Genomic DNA, 20007 nt, shown 5'->3' on the forward strand with positions numbered 1-20007 from the left:
GCTTCGGAGAAGGGTTATGACGTGGACCAGCCACGCAACCTCGCTAAATCCGTCACCGTGGAATAGACCACCGGTGATCATCGGAATAGGGGTCGACGTCGTCGTCGTATCTCGCTTCGCCGAACAGCTTACGCGAGCTCCGGCCCTGCGCGAGAGACTGTTTACCCCCGCCGAGCGGGGACTGAAAGTACGTTCCTTGGCTGCGCGCTTCGCCGCAAAAGAGGCGGTGGCCAAGGTCCTCGGCGCGCCCGCCGGAATGAACTGGCAAGACTGTCAGGTGGTCTGCGACGCTGCGGGGGACCCGCGCATCGAAGTCACCGGGACGGTGGCGGCAGTGGCGCAGTCCAAAGGGATAGCGCGCTGGCACCTCTCTTTGTCGCATGACGGTGACATCGCCACCGGGATGGTGGTCGCCGAGGGGTGAGTGAACAGGGCTCGCTAAGGTAGTCCCCAGGAGGTGGCAATGTTCTTCAACGTCTACACCGGCAATCAGATCCGCGCTGCTGAGAAGCCACTACTGGACGTCGGCTACGGTCCTGTTCTTATGCGCCGGGCAGCCTATGGACTGGCCCAGTACATTGCGCAGCTGATCCAGCGGCCCAGCGGCGAATATCCCCGGCCGGGCCGCGGCGGGTCGGTCTACGGAGCGCAGATCACCGCACTGGTCGGGTCAGGAAACAACGGGGGCGACGCGCTGTTCGCCCTGGCGTATTTGGCCCAACGCGGAGCATCAACCCATGCCGTACTCACCCGCGAACGCGCACATCCTGAGGCTCTGGCAGCCTTCCGCGCCGCCGGAGGCCGCGTGGTGGAATCAATCCCGCCGACCACCTCTGTGCTGATCGATGCCGTGCTGGGCACAGGGTTTCGCGGAGAATACACCCGTCCCCAGGTGCCGGGTCTAGAGATTGTTGAGGCCGACGCGGCGGCGGCAAGACCCGTAGTCGTCGCGTGCGATCTGCCCTCCGGAGTCAATGCCGACACTGGGGCTGCCGGCGACCATGTGGTCCCGGCTGACCACACCGTGACCTTCGGCGGCCTGAAACAGGGTCTGATCGCCGGGCGCGGAGGCACACTCAGCGGCGCCCTGCATACCGTGGACATTGGCCTCCAGCCGCACCTTCCAAAGAGCACGGTCCGGCTGAACAGTGCGCAGAATGGTGCGATAGTTGCGCCTCCGGGGCTAACCGACCACAAGTACTCCCGCGGAGTCCTGCACATGGTGGCCGGCTCATCCGCCTACCCCGGGGCCGCGCTGCTCACCGCCGGAGCCGCCGTCCACACAGGAGCGGGCATGGTGACACTGCAAGCACCTGAGACTGTGCGCTCACGAGTCATCAGCGCATACCCAGAAGTGGTGGGGGTCCCCGCAGGTGACACCAGCGCGGCAGTGACGAAAGCAGACGGCGTCGTAATAGGTCCTGGCCTCGGCACGCAGCCTGACCAACTGGCGGCGGCAGAAGCCGTGCTGGAGCACGTGCTGGAAGCCGCAACATCCTGCGTGCTAGATGCCTCCGGGCTTGGACTCATCAGGACTCAGCTGCGCCGCCGTGGGGGACTCAACAAGAATGTCCTGATCACCCCGCACCTGGGAGAAGCGCGCAGGCTCGCCGCAGAGCTCCGCGATCAGGTGCTGGGGTCCATGTTGGACCCTGGCGCTGCGCAAGCTGACCCGGTGGAGGCTGCACGCAGAATAGCCGGGCGACTGGACTGCACGGTGCTGCTCAAAGGCGCCACCACTGTCGTAGCCTCGCCGGAAGGGGATGTGGTGCTTCACCGGGCGCAGGCCCCAGGTCTGGCTACTGCTGGCACGGGGGATGTGCTCTCGGGAATCCTTGGTGCGCTCTGTGCTACGCAGGAGCGCGACTGGCTGACCGTCACCACCCAGGGTGTGAGTATGCACACCCTGGCGGCCCAGCGAATAGACCCGGAAGGATACGGGCACTTCGGCGCGTCCGCGCTGATTGGTGCTTTGAACAGATGACTTCCGCAGCATCCAGGCTGAGCATCGGTGAGCGAGCCCTGGGACCACTTCCGGTGGCCCCGGTACTCTGGATCCCATGAAGTTACCGGAGCGTGCAGCTGTCATAGACGCCTCTGCGATCGCCCATAACGTCCGCACTATCAGTGAGTACGTCCGTCCGGCCAAGGTGCTCGCCGCAGTCAAAGCTGACGGATATGGGCACGGGCTGATGACTGCTGCGAAGGCAGCACTGGCAGGCGGGGCCGACTGGTTGGGCGTTGCCCATATCGACGAGGCTCTGCAACTGCGCGCCCAGGGCATCGAATCCCCGCTGCTGGCGTGGCTGCACACCCGGGGATCGGACTTCGCCGCCGGAATCGAAGCTCATATTGACCTGGGGGTCTCCGGCTGGGACCTCGAGCCCATCGCTGAGGCGGCCAACCTGCTGCACGAACCAGCACGAGTGCACCTGAAGATCGATACCGGACTCGGCAGAAACGGCTCAACCATGTCCGACTGGCCGGGGTTGGTTGAACGCGCGGCAATGTTCCAGAACCAGGGCCTGATCAGCGTCGAAGGCATCTTCACCCATATGGCGGTAGCCGACGAACCCGACCGCAAAGAGACCGATGAGCAGCTGGAGGCCTTCCGCGAGGCCCTGGCGGTTGCCGAACGTCACGGCATTGTTCCGGATCTGCGGCACGCAGCCAATACTCCTGCGGCGCTGTCCCGGCCAGATGCACACTTCGACATGGTCAGGGTAGGGGTGGGCGTCTACGGGCACAGCCCCTTCGCCGACCGCACCGGCCCATCATTAGGGCTCAAACCTGCCATGGAACTGCGCACCACCGTGGCCAATGTCAAGACCGTACCGGCCGGCCAGGGCATCAGCTACGGGCTCACCCATCGGGTAGAAGCGCCGACCCGGCTGGGCCTGATCCCCCTGGGCTACGCCGACGGTATTCCGCGGATCGCTGTCGGCGCCCCAGTGCTCATCCGCGGCCGCAGGTATCACTCCGCCGGCCGGGTCGCTATGGATCAGTTCGTTGTGGACCTCGGGACAGACACAGATGTGGAGGTCGGTGACCAGGTCATCGTTTTCGGCGGGAACTCCGGCATCGAGGCCGCAGACTGGGGAACAGCGGCTGGCACCATCAACTACGAGATCATCACCCGAATCGGCACCCGCGTGCCGCGGGTGGTGATCAATGCGGAGCCCGAGCAGTGAACGGCTCAGCTCCACCCCCGGCAGCGCTGCCTGGCGAGAACTGGCAGCTGCAGGCACAGCTTCCGCACCTGGAGGCCACAGCTGAGCTCGCCCATGGCTTAGCCGGACTCCTGAAGCCGGGGGATCTGATGGTGCTCACCGGCGGCCTCGGAGCAGGCAAGACAACCTTCACCCGTGAACTCGCACAAGCGCTTGGTGTCCGTGGTCAGGTCAGCTCGCCGACCTTTACGCTGTCCCGAATTCACCCCAGTGACAACCCCGCCGCTCCCCACCTTGTTCACGTAGACGCCTATCGCACCGATGCCGCCGGAGTCGAATCCCTAGACCTACTGGCGACTCTGCCCTCAGCGATCACAGTGGTCGAATGGGGCCGCGGCCTGGTCGAGCAGGCACTGCTGGGCGGGTCAGGATCCTGGCTGGACCTGGAACTCCACCAGCCCACCCTCCCACCGGACCGGGCAGGGAGCGGAACTCCGGCAAATGGCGAAGTTGGCGGCGTCGTGCCAGTGATCCAGACTGATTTCAGTGAAACCGAAGACGAGCTCCAAGGAACTCCCCGCAGGGCGATTCTGCGGGGGTACGGAGCGCGGTGGAAGACCGCGCCAGCGCTCCCCAACGGAATCAGCGAACATCTCTGAGCTGTAGCCGGACCTGGGGTGAAGGCTCCCTAGTGCCGCGGCGGCTGCGTTGATCGCTACCATGGTGGAGTGCTTCTTTCCATCGACTCCTCCGCCGGGGCTTCGGCTGCCCTTATTCGCGACGGCGCACCACTGGATGCGTGGCGCACTGCGGAGACCTCTTCGCACGCAGAAGTCCTCGCACCAGCCGTTCAGCGCCTGCTGACCAGGGCGGGCGTGAGGGGTGAGGATCTCGAGGGCGTCGTCGTTGGGGTCGGACCAGGACCCTTCACCGGACTGCGGGTGGGAATGGCACTTGCACACGCGCTGGCCGAGGGGTGGGCTAAGCCGCTGCACGGAATCTGCAGCCTGGACTCCTTGGCACTGCGGGCCACCGATGCTGGGATTGACGGTGAATTCGTTGTCGCGACAGATGCTCGACGCCGTGAGGTCTACTGGGCACAGTACATCAGCGATGACGCCGGATCCCGCCTTCAGCACGGCCCCTTTGTGGCGGGGGCGGGGGAACTTCCGGACCTTCCTGCTGTGGGCGCTGGGCTGGGGCTCTACCCGCAACAGCTGCGCGCCGCCGAACTCGCTGAGGACCCCACCGGCTGGGTTCCCGATGCTGCGGAACTGGGCCGCCTGGCCGCGGGAGCGCTCGCGGGAGACCTTCACGGGGTCATGTGCCAGGCGAGACCGCTCTACCTCCGCGAATCCGACGCCAAAGTGCCCCTGCAGATGCGTCCAGGAGGCGTGCGATGACTCACCGACGAGAATTACGTCTCCAGATGTGGGAAACGGCCCCCGAAACAGGCGCCATTCCCCACATTCCGAGACGCTCTTCTGAGGCGGGGGTGCGAAATGGAGACTGAGTCGCCAACCGGCGGGGTGGTGATCCGGCCGATGTCCGCCCAGGATGTGCCGGCGGCATTCGACCTGGAGCGCAGGCTCTTCCCGCATGATGCTTGGCCGGAGCGGTTCTTCTATGACGAACTCGCCCAAGCCGTGCCCGCCGTGGCCGCTCACCGAGCTACCCGGGCCTACTGGGTGGCGGAGGACGGCGACCGGCTGCTGGGTTATGCGGGCATGATGTGCGTGCTTCCGCTGGCTGACGTGCAGACCCTTGCCGTCGCCCCTGAGGCTCAGGGCCACGGACTGGGATCCCGCCTATTGGCCCTGATCGAACAGGAGTCACGCAGCCGGGGAGCGGAAGACCTGCTGCTGGAGGTCCGCGCCGACAACCCGCGGGCCCAAAAGCTGTACTTGCGCAGCGGATTTGAGCAGATTGATCGGCGGCGGGCCTACTATCCGGACGGCGGCGAGGCCCTCATCATGCGCAAACGCCTCGCAGACACCCCGAGGGTCGGGCCGATTGGCAGCGATCGAGGAGGCACCCAGTGAACGAACCCCTGGTGCTTGGCATCGAGACCTCCTGTGATGAGACCGGAATCGGGATTGTGCGAGGAACCCGGCTGCTGGCCAACGAGGTTGCCTCTTCTATGAACGAGCATGTCCGGTTCGGCGGGGTGATCCCGGAGATCGCCGCCCGCGCTCATGTGGAGGCATTCACGCCAACCCTGCGGAAAGCCCTGGATACAGCCGGCGTTGAACTCCGTGATGTGGACGCGATCGCCGTCACTGCAGGGCCCGGACTGGCGGGCGCCCTCATGGTGGGAATCTCGGCTGCCAAGGGGCTCGCTCTGGCTGCCGGCAAGCCGCTCTATGGCGTCAACCATTTGGTGGCGCACGTAGCAGTCGCCCTGGTAGAGGACGACGCCGCCGGCTCCCCTTTGGCGCCGAACACCGCAGCACTTCTGGTCTCCGGCGGTCACACCGAAATTCTGCGGATCGGGTCGCTGACCCATGACGTGGAGCTGATCGGGTCCACGATTGATGACGCCGCCGGTGAAGCCTATGACAAGACCGCCCGACTGCTGGGGTTGGGATACCCGGGCGGGCCCGCGATCGACGCAGCAGCCAGGCACGGCGACCCCCATGCCTTCCGTTTCCCGCGCGGACTGACGATGCCAAAATTCGAAGGCACAGCGCAGAGTCCAGGCAAGCACCGGCACAACTGGTCCTTCTCAGGGCTGAAGACGGCCGTGGCTCGCGCTGCCGAGCAGTTCGAAGCCCAGGGTCTGGCGGTTCCCGTTGCGGACCTCGCAGCCAGCTTTCAGGAGGCGGTAGTGGATGTGCTGACTGCTAAAGCCGTGCGTGCCTGCCGGGAACACGGGCTCACCAGCTTGCTACTCGGTGGGGGAGTGGCCGCCAACTCCCGACTGCGGGAACTTCTGGCACAGCGCTGCGCAGATGCTGGAATTGAACTGACGGTGCCGCCGATCCCGCTGTGTACTGATAATGGTGCGATGGTGGCGGCGCTGGGAGCCCAGCTCGTCAGCGCAGGCGCGCAGGCATCGTCGTTGGAGATCGCCGCTGACTCCAGTCTCCCTGTAGAACAGATTCTCCGCTGAAGCCGTTTCAGCGGCGGCTTGCGGCTACGCCGCTGTCAGGCTGGGCCGATGGGCCTTCCTGGGACGGGGCTTGAGTAGACAACGCTGGTGGTGATGCTTCCCAGCGTGGAGATTTTTCCGGTAATGCGTTCCAGGTCACGCATGGAGCGTGCGTGAACCTTGATGATGAAGCAGTCTGCGCCCGTGACGTGGTGGGCTTCGACGATCTCACCAGTGGTACCGACTAGGTCGTGGAACGGCTTGTAGTTGCCCGACGGGTAGGCCAGGCGGACGAACGCGGTGACCGCGTAGCCGAGAGTGACACCTCCCGGGCCAGCTGAGCCACACTCATTCGTCCGTCCTGCTGCAACTGGGAGATGAGCGCCTCATCGGTGGAGTCAAGTTCCACAAGTGAATTCAACGGCATGAGTGGCCATATATACCGGGGATTGAGTCTGTAGATGCCGTCCACGCCGGTGATGGCATATTCCGCGGGGCCGTAATTCTTGGTGGGATGGAAGCATGAATTTGCAGATCACCGCCGCTGAGTTTTTCGCGGCCAAGCTCGCCTTTGAAACCGACCCCGCTGACCTGGCGGCCGAACGGGCCGGAGGTGCCGGCCCCGTGGTGATCGATGTGCGCTCAGGTGAGTCATGGCGGCAGGGTCGAATTCCTCAGTCAGTCCATATTCCGAATGCCGAGCTGGCCTCGCGGGCTGGCGATGTCCTTCCTGATCATGATGTCCCGGTGGTGGTGTACTGCTGGGGTCCGGGATGCAACGGCAGCACCCGTGCGGCCCTGACATTGGCCACACTGGGTTACACCGGGGTCCGTGAGCTCATAGGGGGATTCGAGTACTGGGCACGAGAAGGGCTGGCCGTGGTGAGTGATCGGGGGCGTTCTCGTCGAGCACCTGATCCGCTGACGGCACCCGTCACCGTCGGCGTGAAGGAGATCAGCTGAGAGGCCCCGCTGGCTGCTGAAAGTTGACAGCGGCGTCGATCGTCGGGGGATCGGGAGATTCAGCCGTTGATGGAGGTGCGGGTGATGGCCGCAGAGTCCAGCACCACCTGGCGCAGATCACCGTCATGGGAGTCCGCCACCTTTTTCTGACGCTGGTAGCCCGCACCATTGCGCATGATGGTCTCCAGGTGGCGCAGCTCATTAACGCAGCCCAGGTCCTTCGCGACAGGTTCGAGACGCTCAAGCTCCCGTTCCATGGCGTCGGTGACCAGCTCTTCGTCCCCGTCTTCGTTGAGAATGATGATGGCGTCCAACCCATAGCGTGCGGCCCGCCACTTGTTCTCCTTCACGTACCAGTGGGGCATCGAAGTCACGGTTCCGCCGTCGTCGAGCTGCCGCATGGTGTCCTCCACTATGCACTGAGTCAGCGCTGCGAATGCTCCGATCTCGTCCAACGTGGCCACACCGTCACAAATCCGCATCTCAACAGTGCCCAGCCTGGGCACTGCGCGGAAGTCCCAGCGGACCTCGGTAACATCATTGATTACGCCAGTGTGCTCAAGGTCCGCGACGGCCTTTTCATAGCCGGACCATTCTTCGAACTGGTAGGACTGCCCGGCGGTGGGCAACTGTTGGAACATCAGCGCTCTGTTTGAGGCGTACCCGGTGTCTTCTCCGGACCAGTACGGGGAGGATGCGGAAAGTGCCTGGAAATGCGCATTGTAGTTGCACAGCGCATTGACGACCGGCATGGCGTACTTCACATCAGGAAGTCCCACATGCACATGGATGCCGTAGATGACCATCTGGCGTCCCCACCACTGGGTGCGCCGGATGAGTTCGTTATAGCGTTCCTTATCTGTCACAGGTTGCTTGGTCGGCGGAGCAAACGGATGTGAACCTTGACAGTAAAGTTCCACATCCAGCGGTTCGCAGTGCTTCATGACGTTCAGCGCGGTCTCGCGCAGCTGGCCTACACCTTCAGCGACGTCGTTGCACACATCGGTGACCAGTTCCACTGTGTTGAGCAGCAGCTCCTGTTTGACGTAGGGATGCTCTTCGTCACTGGTGAGCTCAGGATGGTCAGCCCGGGTGGCCTCAAGGATCCGCTCAGCAACACTGCGCAGGTCACCGGTCTGCCGGTCCACCAGTGCCAGCTCCCACTCGATCCCGAGGGTTGAGCGCGAGGATTCGGCGAAATCAAGTCCCATGAGACTCTCCTGTCATGAAATGTCGGTGCAACGAGCCAACTGTATCCGCACTTTCCTGGAGAGATCCTCCTCAGTGTCTCGACGTCTGCTGCGTTCGCTGGGGTCCGGGCTCCGCAGACCGTACCCTTATATGAATGCTGTCACTACCCCGCGCCCTGACTGCCGCCGCTCTGACGGGGGCGCTGTTGCTGACCTCCTGTGCAGGGAACGACGACGCCGACTCGCCGGAGAGCACCGACCCTGGCTCGGACAGCAGCGAGCGCAGCGCTGAAGAGATTGCGGAGCAGGAGCGAGCTGAGGAAGATGCTCGGCTCAGAGAGGCTATTGCAGATCAGGAGGCCGCCCTGGCCGGCCCAGGCGAGGACCACCGTGCCGAGGCCGCTGATGTGGTGGCTGAGATGACACTGCCTGAACGTGCCGGACAGGTGTTGATCGGAGAGTATTCAGGGACGGACGTTGATTCGGCTGCTGAGTTGATTCGGCAACATCACCTCGCGGGGGTCATCCTTATGGGGCACAACATTCCCGGTGGTTCAGGCTCTGTGGACACGGAGGCGCTTAAGGCTCAGATCGAGACCATCGCGAGCGCTGGCTCAAGTGAAGACGACGACGTCAGGGCAGTACCGCCGATCATCTCAGTTGATCAGGAGGGCGGATTGGTGACGCGGGTAGGGGCTCCCGTCAGGGAGTGGCCCACCCCCATGGCCTCAGGCGCAGTCCACCAGTCCGACGGCGAGTTGTGGACCGCCGGCCAGGTGCACCGATTCATGGCAGAGGATCTGGCCGATCTGGGCTTTACGGTGACTTTTGCTCCCAATGCGGACGTCACCATCGGCCGCGAGGACCCGACTATGGGTTCACGGACATTCGGAGCTGACCCTGACGGTGTGGGGGAGCTTGCCGTCCAAGCGCTGCGCGGGCTCGCCCACGCCGGCCTCGCCGGTTCCGTCAAACATTTCCCCGGGCACGGATCTGTCACTGACGATTCGCATGACACACTCCCAGTCCAGCAGCAGAGCATCAGTGAGCTGCGCGAACGCGATTGGAGACCGTTCGCCGATGTGGCCCAGGCGGGGGCTCCCATGGTGATGATGGGTCACATCGAGGTTCCGGAGTTGGAAGCAGGGGTGCCGTCGTCGTTGTCTTCTGCTGCCTATGATGAGATCCGGCAGATGGGGCATGACGGGGTGATCGTCACTGACGCGCTGAATATGGCCGCCATTGCTGACCGATTCGGTGGCGATCAGGCGGTGGTGACGGCGCTGTCGGCCGGGGCTGACCTGATTCTTATGCCGCACTCTTCGCCCGGCGCCCATGCCGCGATTGTCGCGGCCGTGGAATCTGGGGAGCTCGGCGAGGACCGGCTCAATGAGGCTGCAGAGCGGGTTGTGGCTCTTGTGCTGTGGCAGCAGGAGCTTGCAGCCGGACAGTTGGACGCCGGTCCCGGGGTCGCCACCCCCGAAGATCTTCGCTCACGGATGATCTACGGACCGGAAGCTGAGAACGGTGAGGCTGAAGATACTGAAGCGCAGACGGAGAACGATTCCAACGAGGACCCGGAGGACCTGGACGCATCAAAAGTGGCCAGACATGTTGCGGCACAGTCCATCACTCTGGTGGAGGGTGAGTGCGAGGCGCCATTGGCCACTGAGTCACTACAGATTCAGGGTGGTACCCAGCAGGACCGTGATCGGTTCGCCGCAGCCGCACAGGAGGCTGGACTTGACGTTGGTTGGGGCCCGGTGGTCACCCTGCTGGGTGGCAGCACGCCAAGTGCGGGGGACGTGGTGGTGGCCCTGGACCGTCCTGAGGCGCTCGCCGAATCCAGCGCTGAGGCAAAGCTTGCGCTCTACGGGCGCACCGCAGAGTCGTTCGCTGCCCTGGTCGAGGTGTTGACCGGTGCCGAGGCCCCCGGCGCGCTGCCGGTTGAGGTGGGTCCGCACTCCATTGGCCACACTCAGTGCTGACGGTGCAGAACCACGGCCAATAGCAGGGCTATAGCCATAGGCAGTGTCAAGGCCAGGGTCACGCCGAGCATGTTTCCCCACGCCAGTCCCAATCCGCCCAGCGCTGCGCCTGCGAATACTCCCACACTTTGTCCAGCGGCGTTGAGACTAAACGCAGCACCGGTGCACTGCTGACCACGATGTGCGATGAGTGTGGTCACTATAGCTGCGATGACCGCGTGACTGAGACTCATCAACATGGTGCCGAGCAGGGCAAGCGGCAAACTCCCCGGAAGCGTGATCAATGGCAATCCACTGGCACCAGCGAGGATTCCCGATGCCATTACAAGGGAAGCAGCCCTCGGAGCTTCAGCCGCTCTGCGCGCCCAGCGTCCCGCCGCATAGTTTCCGACGAAGAACGCGGCCCCGCTCAGCGTCCACACGAGGGCAAAGGCTTCGGGGCCCATGCTGAAATGCCGATCATAGGTCACCGCGAGGAACGCCAACTGTCCCATGAAGGCTGTAGTGCGAAGAATGGAGATACCAATCAGGTTCAGCAGCTCAGGTCGGTGCCATAATCGGGCGAACGACTCCATGTAATCCGCATGATGGAGGGCCTCATCGGCCAAGTTTTCGTGGGGTCGCCGCCAAAGCAGAACTGCGGCGAGAGCCAGAGCGGCTCCAGCGGTGGTCCACAGGGCGACTCGCCAGCCTCCGGCCAAAGCCAGCAATCCAGTCACCGGACCAGCGGCGACAGCTGCCAGTGACTGCACGGCTGTGATCAGCGTGGCGGCGCGTCCAGAATTTCCAGGTGAACTGAAACAGGAAATGGCTTGGGTGATCAGTAGTGGCGTCAGCAGCGCGGTGCATAGCCCGATCCCCAGGCAGAATGCCACTAAAGCAGGAACAGTCCCGGCCGTGGCAAGGACGCACACGCCGGCCAACCCCACCAAGGCAGCGCTGGGTGCCCACGATCGCGCCCACCGCCCCACTATGGGGGCCAGTAGAACTCCGGCCAGGAGCGCGGCCACTCCGCCCAACCCTCGCAGGCTTCCTACCGCAGCTTCGTCCACATCTACTGAGGCGGCGATCGGCACCAGCAGAACGGAGAAGATCGTGAAGGGGAACAAGCTCAGGGCTGCGCCAGCCAGCATGGGCCATACCCGTATGGCGATGATCCTGTCCGGGAAAGCGGCCTCCTGGAGGCCCCGCGTGTCCGCTGACTTGTTGGAGGGGGTGAGGTTCATCGACTCTCGGCGTAATCATGCAGATATTCTGCGAAGCTCTCCAGTCCGTCAATATTGCGCGGTCCAGAAATAGCCTCGTTGTAGTCGAGTATGTAGAACTCCTCATTCTGCACCGCAGGCAGGGTTGCCGTGGTCGGGTTCTCAAGAAGGAAATCGATCTTCTCCTGGGCCGGTTGATCGTTGTATTCCAGGATGATAATCACCTCTGGTTCTCCCTCCACCACTGCTTCCCACGTGACTTCGGTCCATCGGGCTTCTACATCGCCGAAGATGTTCTCCCCACCGGCAAACTCAATTATCTCGTTGGGCGGCACTTGGCTAGCAGCCGTGAACGGCTGGTCCGTGCCGAAGTCATAGAGGAAGACCTTAATTGGGTCACCCTCTGGAGCCTGCTCCTGTACCGCGGTCACACGTTCTCGGTACTCGGCAACCAATTCTTCGGCTCGATCCTCAATGCCGAAGATCATTCCCAGTCGTTCAAGATCCGTGAAGAGCCCCTCGAATGGAGCGTGGTGCTCTTCATAGCCGGGGTAGTTGAAGCACGACTCGGCGTGCATGAAACTCTGGATCTCGAGGGAATCCAGGATCTCTGGGGTGATCCCTCGCGAATCTGCGAAGCCTGAGTTCCACCCGGCAACGACGAAGTCCGCGTTAGCGTCTACTACCAGCTCTCGGTTAAGCAGGTCGTCGGACAGAAATTCCACTGCTGCGTAATCCTCGGCCCAGGGAGACTCCTCGACCGGAGGATTCGCTGGAGGCATTACATAGCCATGGACGTGCTCGACCAGCCCAAGAGCGAACATCTTATCGGCGCTTCCGCCCTCATAGACCACGGACCGCTGCGGCGTGGTGTACTCGACCTCTTCTCCGCAACGGTTGACGGTGACCGTCCGAATTTCAGCGTCCTCGTTACCCTCGACTGAGGCGCCGCAGGCGGACATTAACAGTGCGCTTATCGCGGTGGGGATTACAAGATGGCGGGAGTACCTAGTCATTTATTTGACCTTTCATTGCGAGTGATTGCAGGGGTCGGAGGCGCCGCTGCGTCGAGGGCGAACAGAACCTGGGGAGCATTAGTGAGTGGGTGTGCCACGACTGTGGCGTTAATGCCGAAGACATCAAGTAACAAGTCCGGGGTGAGCACGTGTTGCGGAGTTCCGACAGCCACGAGATTTCCGCCCGAAAGTACCCCGAGCCGGTCACAGGTAGCGGCCGCGAGGTTGAGGTCGTGGAGGACAAGAACAACAGTCAATTCCGAGCGGCGCACCATTGCGAGCAGCTCGATCTGGTGCCGAATGTCCAAATGATTCGTGGGCTCATCCAGAATGAGCACCTTTGGTTCCTGGACCAATGCGCGGGCGATGAGCACCCGTTGCTTCTCGCCTCCGGAGAGTTCCAAGATCCCGCGGTCAGCCAGATGAAGAATGTCCACTTGATCCATTGCTTGTTCGCAGAGCTTCTGCTCACGGCGGGTCAAAGGCTCGTTGCCTCGGTGATGTGGAGTGCGTCCGAATGCCACAACCTCTGAGACCGTGAAATCGAAGTCGGAGCCTCCCTCTTGGGTGAGAGCTGCGACCTGCTGTGCGCTTTCACGGAGATTGAGTTGCTGAATATCACCTCCTGCGACTCTCACCACCCCGGCGGAGGGTCGCAGAGCCCGATAGGCACAGCGCAAGGCTGTAGATTTGCCGGATCCATTTGGGCCCACCAGGCCCAACACTTCTCCAGCGTCTATGCGAAGGTTCAGCTCAGAGAGCAGACGTTTACCACGGATCTCGACGTGTACATCGTGAAAGGCAAGCTCCATCAGCGGCCTCCGAAAACGTAGCCTCTGCGCTGCATGAGCACGATGAAGACCGGAACACCGATGAGTGCAGTTAGCACACCCAAGGGAAGCTCTCGCGGGGCAACCATGGTCCGGGCCAGCAAGTCCACCCATACCATGAGGATCGCTCCAATGAAGGGTGCGATCAGCAGCAGCTTGGCGTGAGTGGCGCCTATGATCATGCGTGTGATGTGCGGAATCACCAACCCCACGAATCCGATGGCTCCGCTGACGGCGACCATGGCCCCAGTCATCACCGCTGTGAGCACAAACAAACTCTTGCGGATGGCGGTGGTGTTGATGCCGAGGCTGGCTGCGGATTCGTCTCCCAGAGACATGACATCGAGAGGACGGCTGTAGCGCCGCAGAGCCAGAATGCCGGTAAGAACCACGGCGATGACGACGGGGAGACTGCCCCAGGTGGCTGCTCCGAATGATCCCATGGTCCAAAACAGCACCATAGAGGTGGATTCTGCGGTGGGTGTGAAATAGATCAGTACGCTCATGATCGCTTGGAATCCGAAAGAGAGCGCAACTCCGGTCAGAACAAGCTTCAGCGGGGTAACACCGACCCGTCCGTAGGCGATCAGGTAGACCAGGCTTGTGGCAACGAGCGCTCCCAAGAACGCACCGACAGATACCGCGTAGATGCCCAGCACAGACAGGGCACCGAAGAGGGAAACCACCACAGCGCCGACTGATGCGCCGGAGGAGACACCCAGAATGTAGGGGTCAGCAAGCGGATTGCGAACCAGCGCCTGAATTGCCGTACCTACCGCAGCTAAACCTGCACCGACAGCCGCCGCTAGGAGGACTCGGGGTGTGCGGATGTTCCAAATGATTTGGTAGCGAGTCAGCTCCTCGGCGGTGATATCACCACCGGTGACTGCCGCCCACAAGTACCGTGCAGTGTCTGGAGGGGGCACTACGGCTGAACCAAGTCCTATCGCTACCAGAATGGAGCCAGCGAGCACCAGAGTGAGCAGCATGACCATGGCGTAGATGCTGGTTGTGCTCTTGCGCCGGACTGGTTCTAAATGCCGTCTGGCGGAAGCGCCGGATAGCGCAATGATGGCCAAAGGTGTCCTCGGTTCCGTTCTGCAGAGGATGTATTAGTAAGAATCATACTCAGTTTCAATAGTGACACCAATAATGATGCTATGGTGAGACTGATTCCTAATAAATATATTGCAATCTATTTATATGTGTGGTGAAGTATGGGTGTGAGCGATACATCGGGTCTTGCCCCGGCTGCTCAGTTGTTCAAAGTTCTCGGCAACGAGTCGAGGCTGTGGTTATTGCAGCTGATCGGCCATAAGCCGCTGACGGTGGGAGCGTTGGTGCAAGCAACAGGTATGTCCCAGCCCTTAGTCTCCCAGCATCTGCGGACGCTGAAGCAGGCTGGACTCGTGACGGCTGATCGTCACGGCAAAGAAGTGGAGTACCAACTTGCTGACCATCACGTCTCACACGTGATTGACGACGCTATCGCTCACGCACAGGAGACCGAACCGAGTCCGCCGCAGACAGCAGCGGCAGAAGGAGCTTAACCATGAGCGACCACAAGACTGCAGAGCACACCATTGATGACCACAAACATGGTCCAGACTGCGGCCACGAGGCCGTCGAGCACGAGGGCCACGTGGACTACATCCACGAAGGCCACCGCCACGCTGAGCATGAAGACCACTACGACGAGCACTGAGTCGGTGGAGTCACGGCACCGGCACTGAGGTGACTAGATAGCTGGCCCTCAGGCTGGTGCCGAGTGCGCTGGGCTCAGCCCAGCGTCGCACAGTGCTCAGCAGAGCATCACGTGCTTCCGGCCAGCGGGGTCCAAGACTTTGCGCACCTAGGATGATGGGCGCACTGTGCTTTTCCATCAGGTCTACGAAGGTCTCAGGTGAATTCACTTCCACGGTGAACCACCCCTCACGAATGATGGCCTGCGGGCCCACCAGGCGCCGGATATCCTCAGGATCTTCGTGCCAGGGGGCTGGTGCATCCGGGAAATAGGGTGCCAGCGCCTGGCGAATGTGACTAAACATGCCACTGGATGACCAACTGCTGAACACTACTTCCCCGCCGGTGCGTACCAGTCGCTTGGCTTCATTGAGGGCCTCAAGGGGCTCTGCCGAAAAGATGAGCCCGAATGTTGAAATCACCAGATCCGCACAGTTGTCACCCAACGGGACTTGATGCATATCTGCTTGGACCCATTGTGGCTTCACTCCTGCCGTCTCTGCACGGTGGGCAGCTTCTTCTAGCAGGCTCTGGGTGACGTCGACTCCGATGACGGATCTTCCCCCACGCCGTGCAGCGGCGATAGCGCTGACTCCGGTGCCAGTCGCAAGGTCGACGATGTCCTTGTTCTCCACCGTGAGAGAGGCAACGATATCTCGACCCGCTTGGGCCCAAAGGTCACCAATGACGGAGTAGTCGCCGAGACTCCAGAATTCTGCTGGGTCCATCACAGTCCTTTGTCGTCACGTCACAGTTCCTGAGCGATGTCGAAGTCTTCGCTCGTCAGGGCCAGATTGCACATTCCGCCGGCATAACTTCCTGCGGCGATGGAGATACTGACATTCGCTGGCGCCTGATTGATGTTTCCGGCCACCCAGACCTGTTGATGGCTCGTCTTTCCTGTGGCATCAGCAGCGATGTAGTTACCTCCGAATGGGGAGTCGTTCCGTTCAAGTGCTAGTTCGTCCAAATAGCTGTCATTGGGACGCATCTGGCTTGCCGTGAACAACGCGTCAAATTCGTGTGTTTCACTGTTGGCGAGCACAACCTCGGCCACGCCGTCCGGTTCACCACGGATTTGTTCCACGGGGGATGGTTCAATTGCCACGCCCCGCGACTCCAAGCGCAGAACCTGTTCGAGGTCGAGCTCTCCCATACCGGCGCTGAATAGCGTCAATTGGTCGGTCCACTGGCGTAGCAGTTCTGCTTGGTGCAGTCCGGCAGGGCTGAATCCGAGCACGCCAATCCTGCCGTCGGCGAACTCGAGGCCGTGGCAGTATGGGCAGTGAGCCACAGTCTTGCCCCAGCGGGGAGCCAACCCGGGGACCTCGGGAAGAAGGTCAGTTACTCCTGAGGCTGCAATGAGAGCTCTAGTTTCCAGATGGCGCCCATCTGTAAGTTCGACCTGAAGACGTTGCGGTCCGCCATCCGGGGTCCGAGGGGCCTCGCGCACAGTCTGCACTTCAACATCGTCGAACACGACCCCGTAGCTGGAACACTCGGCTCGGCCGCGACCGATCAGATCCTCTGGACTGACGCCTTCATTTCCCAGCACGCCGTGCATATGGTCGGCGAATCGGTTTCTGGGGGTTCCGGTATCCAGCACGAGCGTGCGCCGCCTGGCACGTCCCAGGGTTAATGCAGCACTAAGTCCCGCAGCGCTTCCGCCGACTACAACGACCTCCCAGTGGTCAGCCCCGACAGGATTCATCCCTGGCGCCCTTTGAACCTCGGATTCTGCTTGTTGATGACGTATGTTTTTCCGCGCCTGCGCACCACCTGAGAGCCAGGCTGCTTCTTCAGGGAGCGCAGGGATTTCCGAACCTTCATTTGTTCCTCCAATTGCGAATGAGTAGCATTAGCATGAATCTTACGCGAGTTACGGAGAGGACGCTAATGGCTACAGAGGTCACAGCTGTCGTAGGTGCCTGCGGGCCAGAGCGCCAACGCTATGCCCAAGAGCTGGCACAACGCCATGGTGCCCACCTAGTTCTTGCCCAGCGCGTCGCTCTTAGGGCCTCTGCTGTGGAGGAGGCCCTGAATCAGGTCTCTCAAGATCCGTGCTCACACCATCTCGTGGTGGAGTTCCCGCTGCAGAGCCCGGCGCTGCACATCATCGGGGAACTTGCTGACGCTGCGGCCCCGGCTGAACTTACCGATTTAGTGTGTCTGGTGGACGCGGCTCACCTACTGTCGGACTTGTCCTCCACTGAGCATCTGCGACTAGCAAGCCCCGATGATCATGGCTCGGCTGCGGTGTATGCATCACGTGCTGAGCTAGTCGTAACCCAGATTGAGTACGCCTCCATGGTCGTGCTGGTCAATACGGAGCCATTGCGTGCGAAAGAACTCAATCTCCTTTTGACATTGATCAGCTATCTCGCTCCCAAGGCGCATATTGATATGGCTGACTCTTCTGGACATACGGCACCCCGCAGGTTTATGGGCCGCTTTACCATGGAGCAGACGCACGCCGGATGGGTCAGCCTGCTCAATGGGGACTTTGCTCCGAGATTCCAAGATTCCGCGGTCGCGGGGCTGCGATACGAACAAATGCGACCCTTTCACCCGGGACGTCTCAGTGAGCTCATGAACCGATGGATGGATTCGATGCACGGAGGCATGTTGCTGCGTTCGGCGGGCTTCTGCCATTTGGCGACGCGTGCACACATCACTGGCCATTGGAATCAGGTCGGCACGCACTTGGCGATGTTCCCTGCGGCATTCGATCACCAGTTGAGTGAGGAGGATGAGCCCTTGGCCTTTGGTCAAGATCTCGCCCTCATCGGCCTTGATCTGAAGGCAGACCAACTAGTTCAGGAGCTCGACGATGCGGCTCTAACAGACCGGGAGTTAGTGGGCGGCCCCGCACTGTGGGCCACCTTTCCTGATCCATTCCCCGAGTGGAGCACTGCAGATCACTGAGAGTAGACACTCCGCACGCGGCCAGGACTCGCTAGCTCAGCGGGTCCGCGAGGTTGCCTCGGTCAGCTGGCCCCTCGTCGCCGGCAGCGCAGTTTCGCTGCTGACTGCGGTGGCCGATACTGCGATCCTCGGGCAGTACGACACGATTGAACTTTCCGTCATGGCTCGGGCCGTGGTCATCTTCATCTTCTGCACCGCCCTGCTGATACCGATTGGTACCGCTGTGCAAATTGTCGGTGCCCAGTGGTATGGAGCCGAAGATACCGGGCGCGTTGCGCGCCTGCTCACCCGAAGTGGTCTCCTCACATTGACTCTCGGTGTTTTCCTGGGCGCGGCGCTTTTCCTTGCATCTCCCTGGTTGCTGGTCATTACCGGAGCGACAGCCTCACCAGAAGAGGAGATGGGAGCCATTGAGGTTCTGCGAATCCTCGCTCTCTGTATTCCCGCTGTAGCTCTCAGTGGAGCGGCCCGCGGTTGGCTCGGGGCGCAGAGTCGCACCAAAGTGGTTTTGCTGAACGCCGCCGTGGTCAATCTCGGCAACATCGCTATCAGTATTACGCTGGTGTTCGGCCTAGAACTAGGTGCACAGGGGGCCGCATGGGGCACCACCACGGCGCATTACCTAGGTCTGGCCGTTTGTCTTGCCCTTGCGCTGCACAGGCGCCGCAGACTCGATGTCCCAGATGATCCCAACAATGCGCCAGTAGTCCGACCATTGGGCAAAGTGGCGTGGCCGGACGTCGTCTTCGGAACGGCCACCTACGGCGGAGACATGCTCATCGTCTCCGCAGTCGCCGTGCTAGGAGCCGTGGACTTGGCCGGGTATCGGATCGCCAGCAGCACGGTGGCGATCCTCTTTACCGTTGCTTTCACCTGCGGCTCAGGGATATCTATCCTGGTCGGTCACCGCCTCGGCGCTCGAGACTTCCGGCATGGTCTGGCTTACGCTCGGGCTGGAGCGCTGTTCATGGGCGGGTGTGTGGGGCTAGCTGCTCTACCGGTACTTCTGATACCTGAGAGGTACGTGCGGATCTTTTCCACCGAGGAGGCTGTCATCGAGGCGATCCGACCAGTATTGATCCTGTTCTGGCTGATCACACCACTGATCGTCGCCTCGATCGCCATGGCTGCAGTGGTTCGTGCTGTGGGTGACACGAAAGCCATGATGTACATCGGAATCGCAGCTCAGCTAGTCGTTGCATTGCCAGCAGCATGGTTGCTCGGGGTATGGGCAGGATGGGGGCTTTTCGGCGTCGTTCTAGCTCTTGGTCTGAGCTGGTTGACCAGGACGTTGCTGACCATTTGGCGGCTGCGTCGAACGACCGCACGGTTCGCCGGTGAGCAGGTTCCGGCCGCCTAGTCCACGTGGTTGGAAGGGCTTTGGCAGGCGGGGCAGATGCCGAACACGTCAAAGGTCAGAACGGTCTCGCTGAACCCCTCATTGACCGCCACTGTTCGGGCGAGCCGGTCAATCTCCGGGACCTTGAACTCCGTAGCGATCCCGCACTCTCGGCAGACCAAATGGTGGTGATGAGTTTGGGCAGCACAGATGCGGTATAGGGCTTCTCCATCATCTGGATTGAGGAGTGAGTCCACGGTGCCTGCTTCTAGCTGACTTTGCAGAAACCGGTAGACAGTGGCTAGGGCGACATCGTCCCCTCTTTCCTCTAGCCGATGGTGCAGTGTCTTTGCGCTGACGAAACCATCAACCGAGGCTAGTGCCGCCCATACCGCACGCTTCTGCCTGGTGGACCGCCCCTCAACTGGGGGAAACGGCGGATCCTGCGGCATTCGCCCTCCGTGTATTGGTGTCTGTAGACCCAAGGCCGTTATCGTAAATGAGAATCAGTCGCTATACTAGTCTGGTTGTGAATTTTCGGAACGTT

General features: G+C 61.7%; 24 protein-coding genes. 13 read left to right on the forward strand and 11 right to left on the reverse strand.

Annotated features, from left to right (window positions below):
- The first annotated feature begins 73 nt into the window (after positions 1-73).
- From FH975_RS15410 to tsaD, 7 genes are all read left to right on the forward strand, one after another.
- Positions 74-424: a holo-ACP synthase gene (locus FH975_RS15410; protein WP_162322101.1), complete on the forward strand. Its 351-nt coding sequence runs from the start codon at positions 74-76 to the stop codon at positions 422-424.
- Between the two features lie 39 nt (positions 425-463).
- The gene (locus FH975_RS15415; RefSeq protein ID WP_162322081.1) at positions 464-1984 is read left to right on the forward strand and encodes an NAD(P)H-hydrate dehydratase; all 1521 of its coding nucleotides are present in this window, start codon (positions 464-466) and stop codon (positions 1982-1984) included.
- 76 nt (positions 1985-2060) lie between these two features.
- Complete coding sequence (gene alr / locus FH975_RS15420; protein WP_162322082.1) at positions 2061-3191, forward strand: alanine racemase; 1131 nt, start codon at positions 2061-2063, stop codon at positions 3189-3191.
- A complete protein-coding gene (gene tsaE, locus FH975_RS15425) occupies positions 3188-3829 on the forward strand; it encodes a tRNA (adenosine(37)-N6)-threonylcarbamoyltransferase complex ATPase subunit type 1 TsaE (RefSeq protein WP_162322083.1) in 642 nt (213 codons plus the stop codon). The genes alr and tsaE overlap by 4 nt, the downstream gene beginning before the upstream one ends.
- Before the next feature lie 69 nt (positions 3830-3898).
- Positions 3899-4573, forward strand: a complete 675-nt coding sequence (gene tsaB, locus FH975_RS15430) for a tRNA (adenosine(37)-N6)-threonylcarbamoyltransferase complex dimerization subunit type 1 TsaB (protein WP_153078055.1) — start codon at positions 3899-3901, stop codon at positions 4571-4573.
- A 99-nt stretch (positions 4574-4672) separates the two neighbouring features.
- The gene (gene rimI / locus FH975_RS15435; RefSeq protein WP_153078056.1) at positions 4673-5212 is read left to right on the forward strand and encodes a ribosomal protein S18-alanine N-acetyltransferase; all 540 of its coding nucleotides are present in this window, start codon (positions 4673-4675) and stop codon (positions 5210-5212) included.
- The gene (tsaD, locus tag FH975_RS15440) at positions 5209-6282 is read left to right on the forward strand and encodes a tRNA (adenosine(37)-N6)-threonylcarbamoyltransferase complex transferase subunit TsaD (protein WP_162322084.1); all 1074 of its coding nucleotides are present in this window, start codon (positions 5209-5211) and stop codon (positions 6280-6282) included. The genes rimI and tsaD overlap by 4 nt, the downstream gene beginning before the upstream one ends.
- 35 nt (positions 6283-6317) lie before the next feature.
- Here tsaD and FH975_RS16705 read toward each other — a convergent pair whose 3' ends face one another.
- A complete protein-coding gene (locus tag FH975_RS16705; RefSeq protein ID WP_235928794.1) occupies positions 6318-6548 on the reverse strand; it encodes an Lrp/AsnC ligand binding domain-containing protein in 231 nt (76 codons plus the stop codon).
- Positions 6506-6688, reverse strand: a complete 183-nt coding sequence (locus tag FH975_RS16710; RefSeq protein ID WP_235928789.1) for an AsnC family transcriptional regulator — start codon at positions 6686-6688, stop codon at positions 6506-6508. Before FH975_RS16710 ends, FH975_RS16705 begins: the two co-directional genes overlap by 43 nt.
- Before the next feature lie 95 nt (positions 6689-6783).
- On the opposite strand from FH975_RS16710, the gene FH975_RS15450 reads away from it, so the two are divergent.
- A complete protein-coding gene (locus FH975_RS15450) occupies positions 6784-7224 on the forward strand; it encodes a rhodanese-like domain-containing protein (RefSeq protein ID WP_153078059.1) in 441 nt (146 codons plus the stop codon).
- Positions 7225-7283: 59 nt separating this feature from the next.
- Here the strand turns inward: FH975_RS15450 and FH975_RS15455 are convergent, their stop codons facing one another.
- Positions 7284-8435: a glutamate--cysteine ligase gene (locus FH975_RS15455; RefSeq protein ID WP_153078060.1), complete on the reverse strand. Its 1152-nt coding sequence runs from the start codon at positions 8433-8435 to the stop codon at positions 7284-7286.
- Positions 8436-8569: 134 nt separating this feature from the next.
- Between FH975_RS15455 and FH975_RS15460 the strand changes: the two genes are divergently transcribed.
- On the forward strand, positions 8570-10402 hold the full coding sequence (locus tag FH975_RS15460; RefSeq protein ID WP_235928790.1) for a glycoside hydrolase family 3 protein: 1833 nt from the start codon (positions 8570-8572) through the stop codon (positions 10400-10402).
- On the opposite strand, the gene FH975_RS15465 is transcribed toward FH975_RS15460, so the two are convergent.
- The 4 genes from FH975_RS15465 to FH975_RS15480 are packed head-to-tail and all read right to left on the reverse strand — an operon-like array spanning position 10393 to position 14532.
- Positions 10393-11628: an MFS transporter gene (locus FH975_RS15465; protein ID WP_162322085.1), complete on the reverse strand. Its 1236-nt coding sequence runs from the start codon at positions 11626-11628 to the stop codon at positions 10393-10395. The genes FH975_RS15460 and FH975_RS15465 overlap by 10 nt on opposite strands.
- Positions 11625-12623, reverse strand: coding sequence for an ABC transporter substrate-binding protein (locus FH975_RS15470; RefSeq protein WP_153078062.1), 999 nt, complete (start codon positions 12621-12623; stop codon positions 11625-11627). Before FH975_RS15470 ends, FH975_RS15465 begins: the two co-directional genes overlap by 4 nt.
- Positions 12620-13435, reverse strand: coding sequence for an ABC transporter ATP-binding protein (locus FH975_RS15475; RefSeq protein WP_162322086.1), 816 nt, complete (start codon positions 13433-13435; stop codon positions 12620-12622). Before FH975_RS15475 ends, FH975_RS15470 begins: the two co-directional genes overlap by 4 nt.
- Complete coding sequence (locus FH975_RS15480) at positions 13435-14532, reverse strand: FecCD family ABC transporter permease (RefSeq protein ID WP_235928791.1); 1098 nt, start codon at positions 14530-14532, stop codon at positions 13435-13437. The genes FH975_RS15475 and FH975_RS15480 overlap by 1 nt, the downstream gene beginning before the upstream one ends.
- Before the next feature lie 144 nt (positions 14533-14676).
- Between FH975_RS15480 and FH975_RS15485 the strand changes: the two genes are divergently transcribed.
- Positions 14677-15003 (forward strand): ArsR/SmtB family transcription factor, encoded by a 327-nt coding sequence (locus FH975_RS15485; protein WP_328821924.1) that lies wholly within the window; start codon positions 14677-14679, stop codon positions 15001-15003.
- Between the two features lie 2 nt (positions 15004-15005).
- Entirely contained in the window at positions 15006-15158 is a 153-nt protein-coding gene (locus tag FH975_RS15490) for a zinc transporter permease (protein WP_153078065.1), read from the forward strand.
- 10 nt (positions 15159-15168) lie between these two features.
- Here the strand turns inward: FH975_RS15490 and FH975_RS15495 are convergent, their stop codons facing one another.
- Genes FH975_RS15495 through ykgO form a run of 3 tightly spaced genes read right to left on the reverse strand, consistent with a single transcriptional unit; the run spans position 15169 to position 17026 of the window.
- The gene (locus FH975_RS15495; protein WP_162322088.1) at positions 15169-15924 is read right to left on the reverse strand and encodes a class I SAM-dependent methyltransferase; all 756 of its coding nucleotides are present in this window, start codon (positions 15922-15924) and stop codon (positions 15169-15171) included.
- A 20-nt stretch (positions 15925-15944) separates the two neighbouring features.
- Entirely contained in the window at positions 15945-16907 is a 963-nt protein-coding gene (locus FH975_RS15500; RefSeq protein ID WP_162322089.1) for an NAD(P)/FAD-dependent oxidoreductase, read from the reverse strand.
- Entirely contained in the window at positions 16904-17026 is a 123-nt protein-coding gene (ykgO, locus tag FH975_RS15505; protein ID WP_138169884.1) for a type B 50S ribosomal protein L36, read from the reverse strand. Before ykgO ends, FH975_RS15500 begins: the two co-directional genes overlap by 4 nt.
- Before the next feature lie 66 nt (positions 17027-17092).
- Here ykgO and FH975_RS15510 point away from each other — a divergent pair, with 66 nt between their 5' ends.
- Both FH975_RS15510 and FH975_RS15515 read left to right on the forward strand, forming a co-directional pair.
- Complete coding sequence (locus FH975_RS15510) at positions 17093-18121, forward strand: GTP-binding protein (protein ID WP_162322090.1); 1029 nt, start codon at positions 17093-17095, stop codon at positions 18119-18121.
- Positions 18114-19481, forward strand: coding sequence for an MATE family efflux transporter (locus FH975_RS15515; RefSeq protein ID WP_328821926.1), 1368 nt, complete (start codon positions 18114-18116; stop codon positions 19479-19481). Before FH975_RS15510 ends, FH975_RS15515 begins: the two co-directional genes overlap by 8 nt.
- Here FH975_RS15515 and FH975_RS15520 read toward each other — a convergent pair.
- Complete coding sequence (locus tag FH975_RS15520; protein WP_162322092.1) at positions 19478-19912, reverse strand: Fur family transcriptional regulator; 435 nt, start codon at positions 19910-19912, stop codon at positions 19478-19480. The two genes, FH975_RS15515 and FH975_RS15520, sit on opposite strands and share 4 nt — an antisense overlap.
- Positions 19913-20007 lie beyond the last annotated feature (95 nt).

The sequence above is a fragment of the Nesterenkonia haasae genome, from assembly GCF_010119385.1.
GTDB lineage: Bacteria > Actinomycetota > Actinomycetes > Actinomycetales > Micrococcaceae > Nesterenkonia > Nesterenkonia haasae.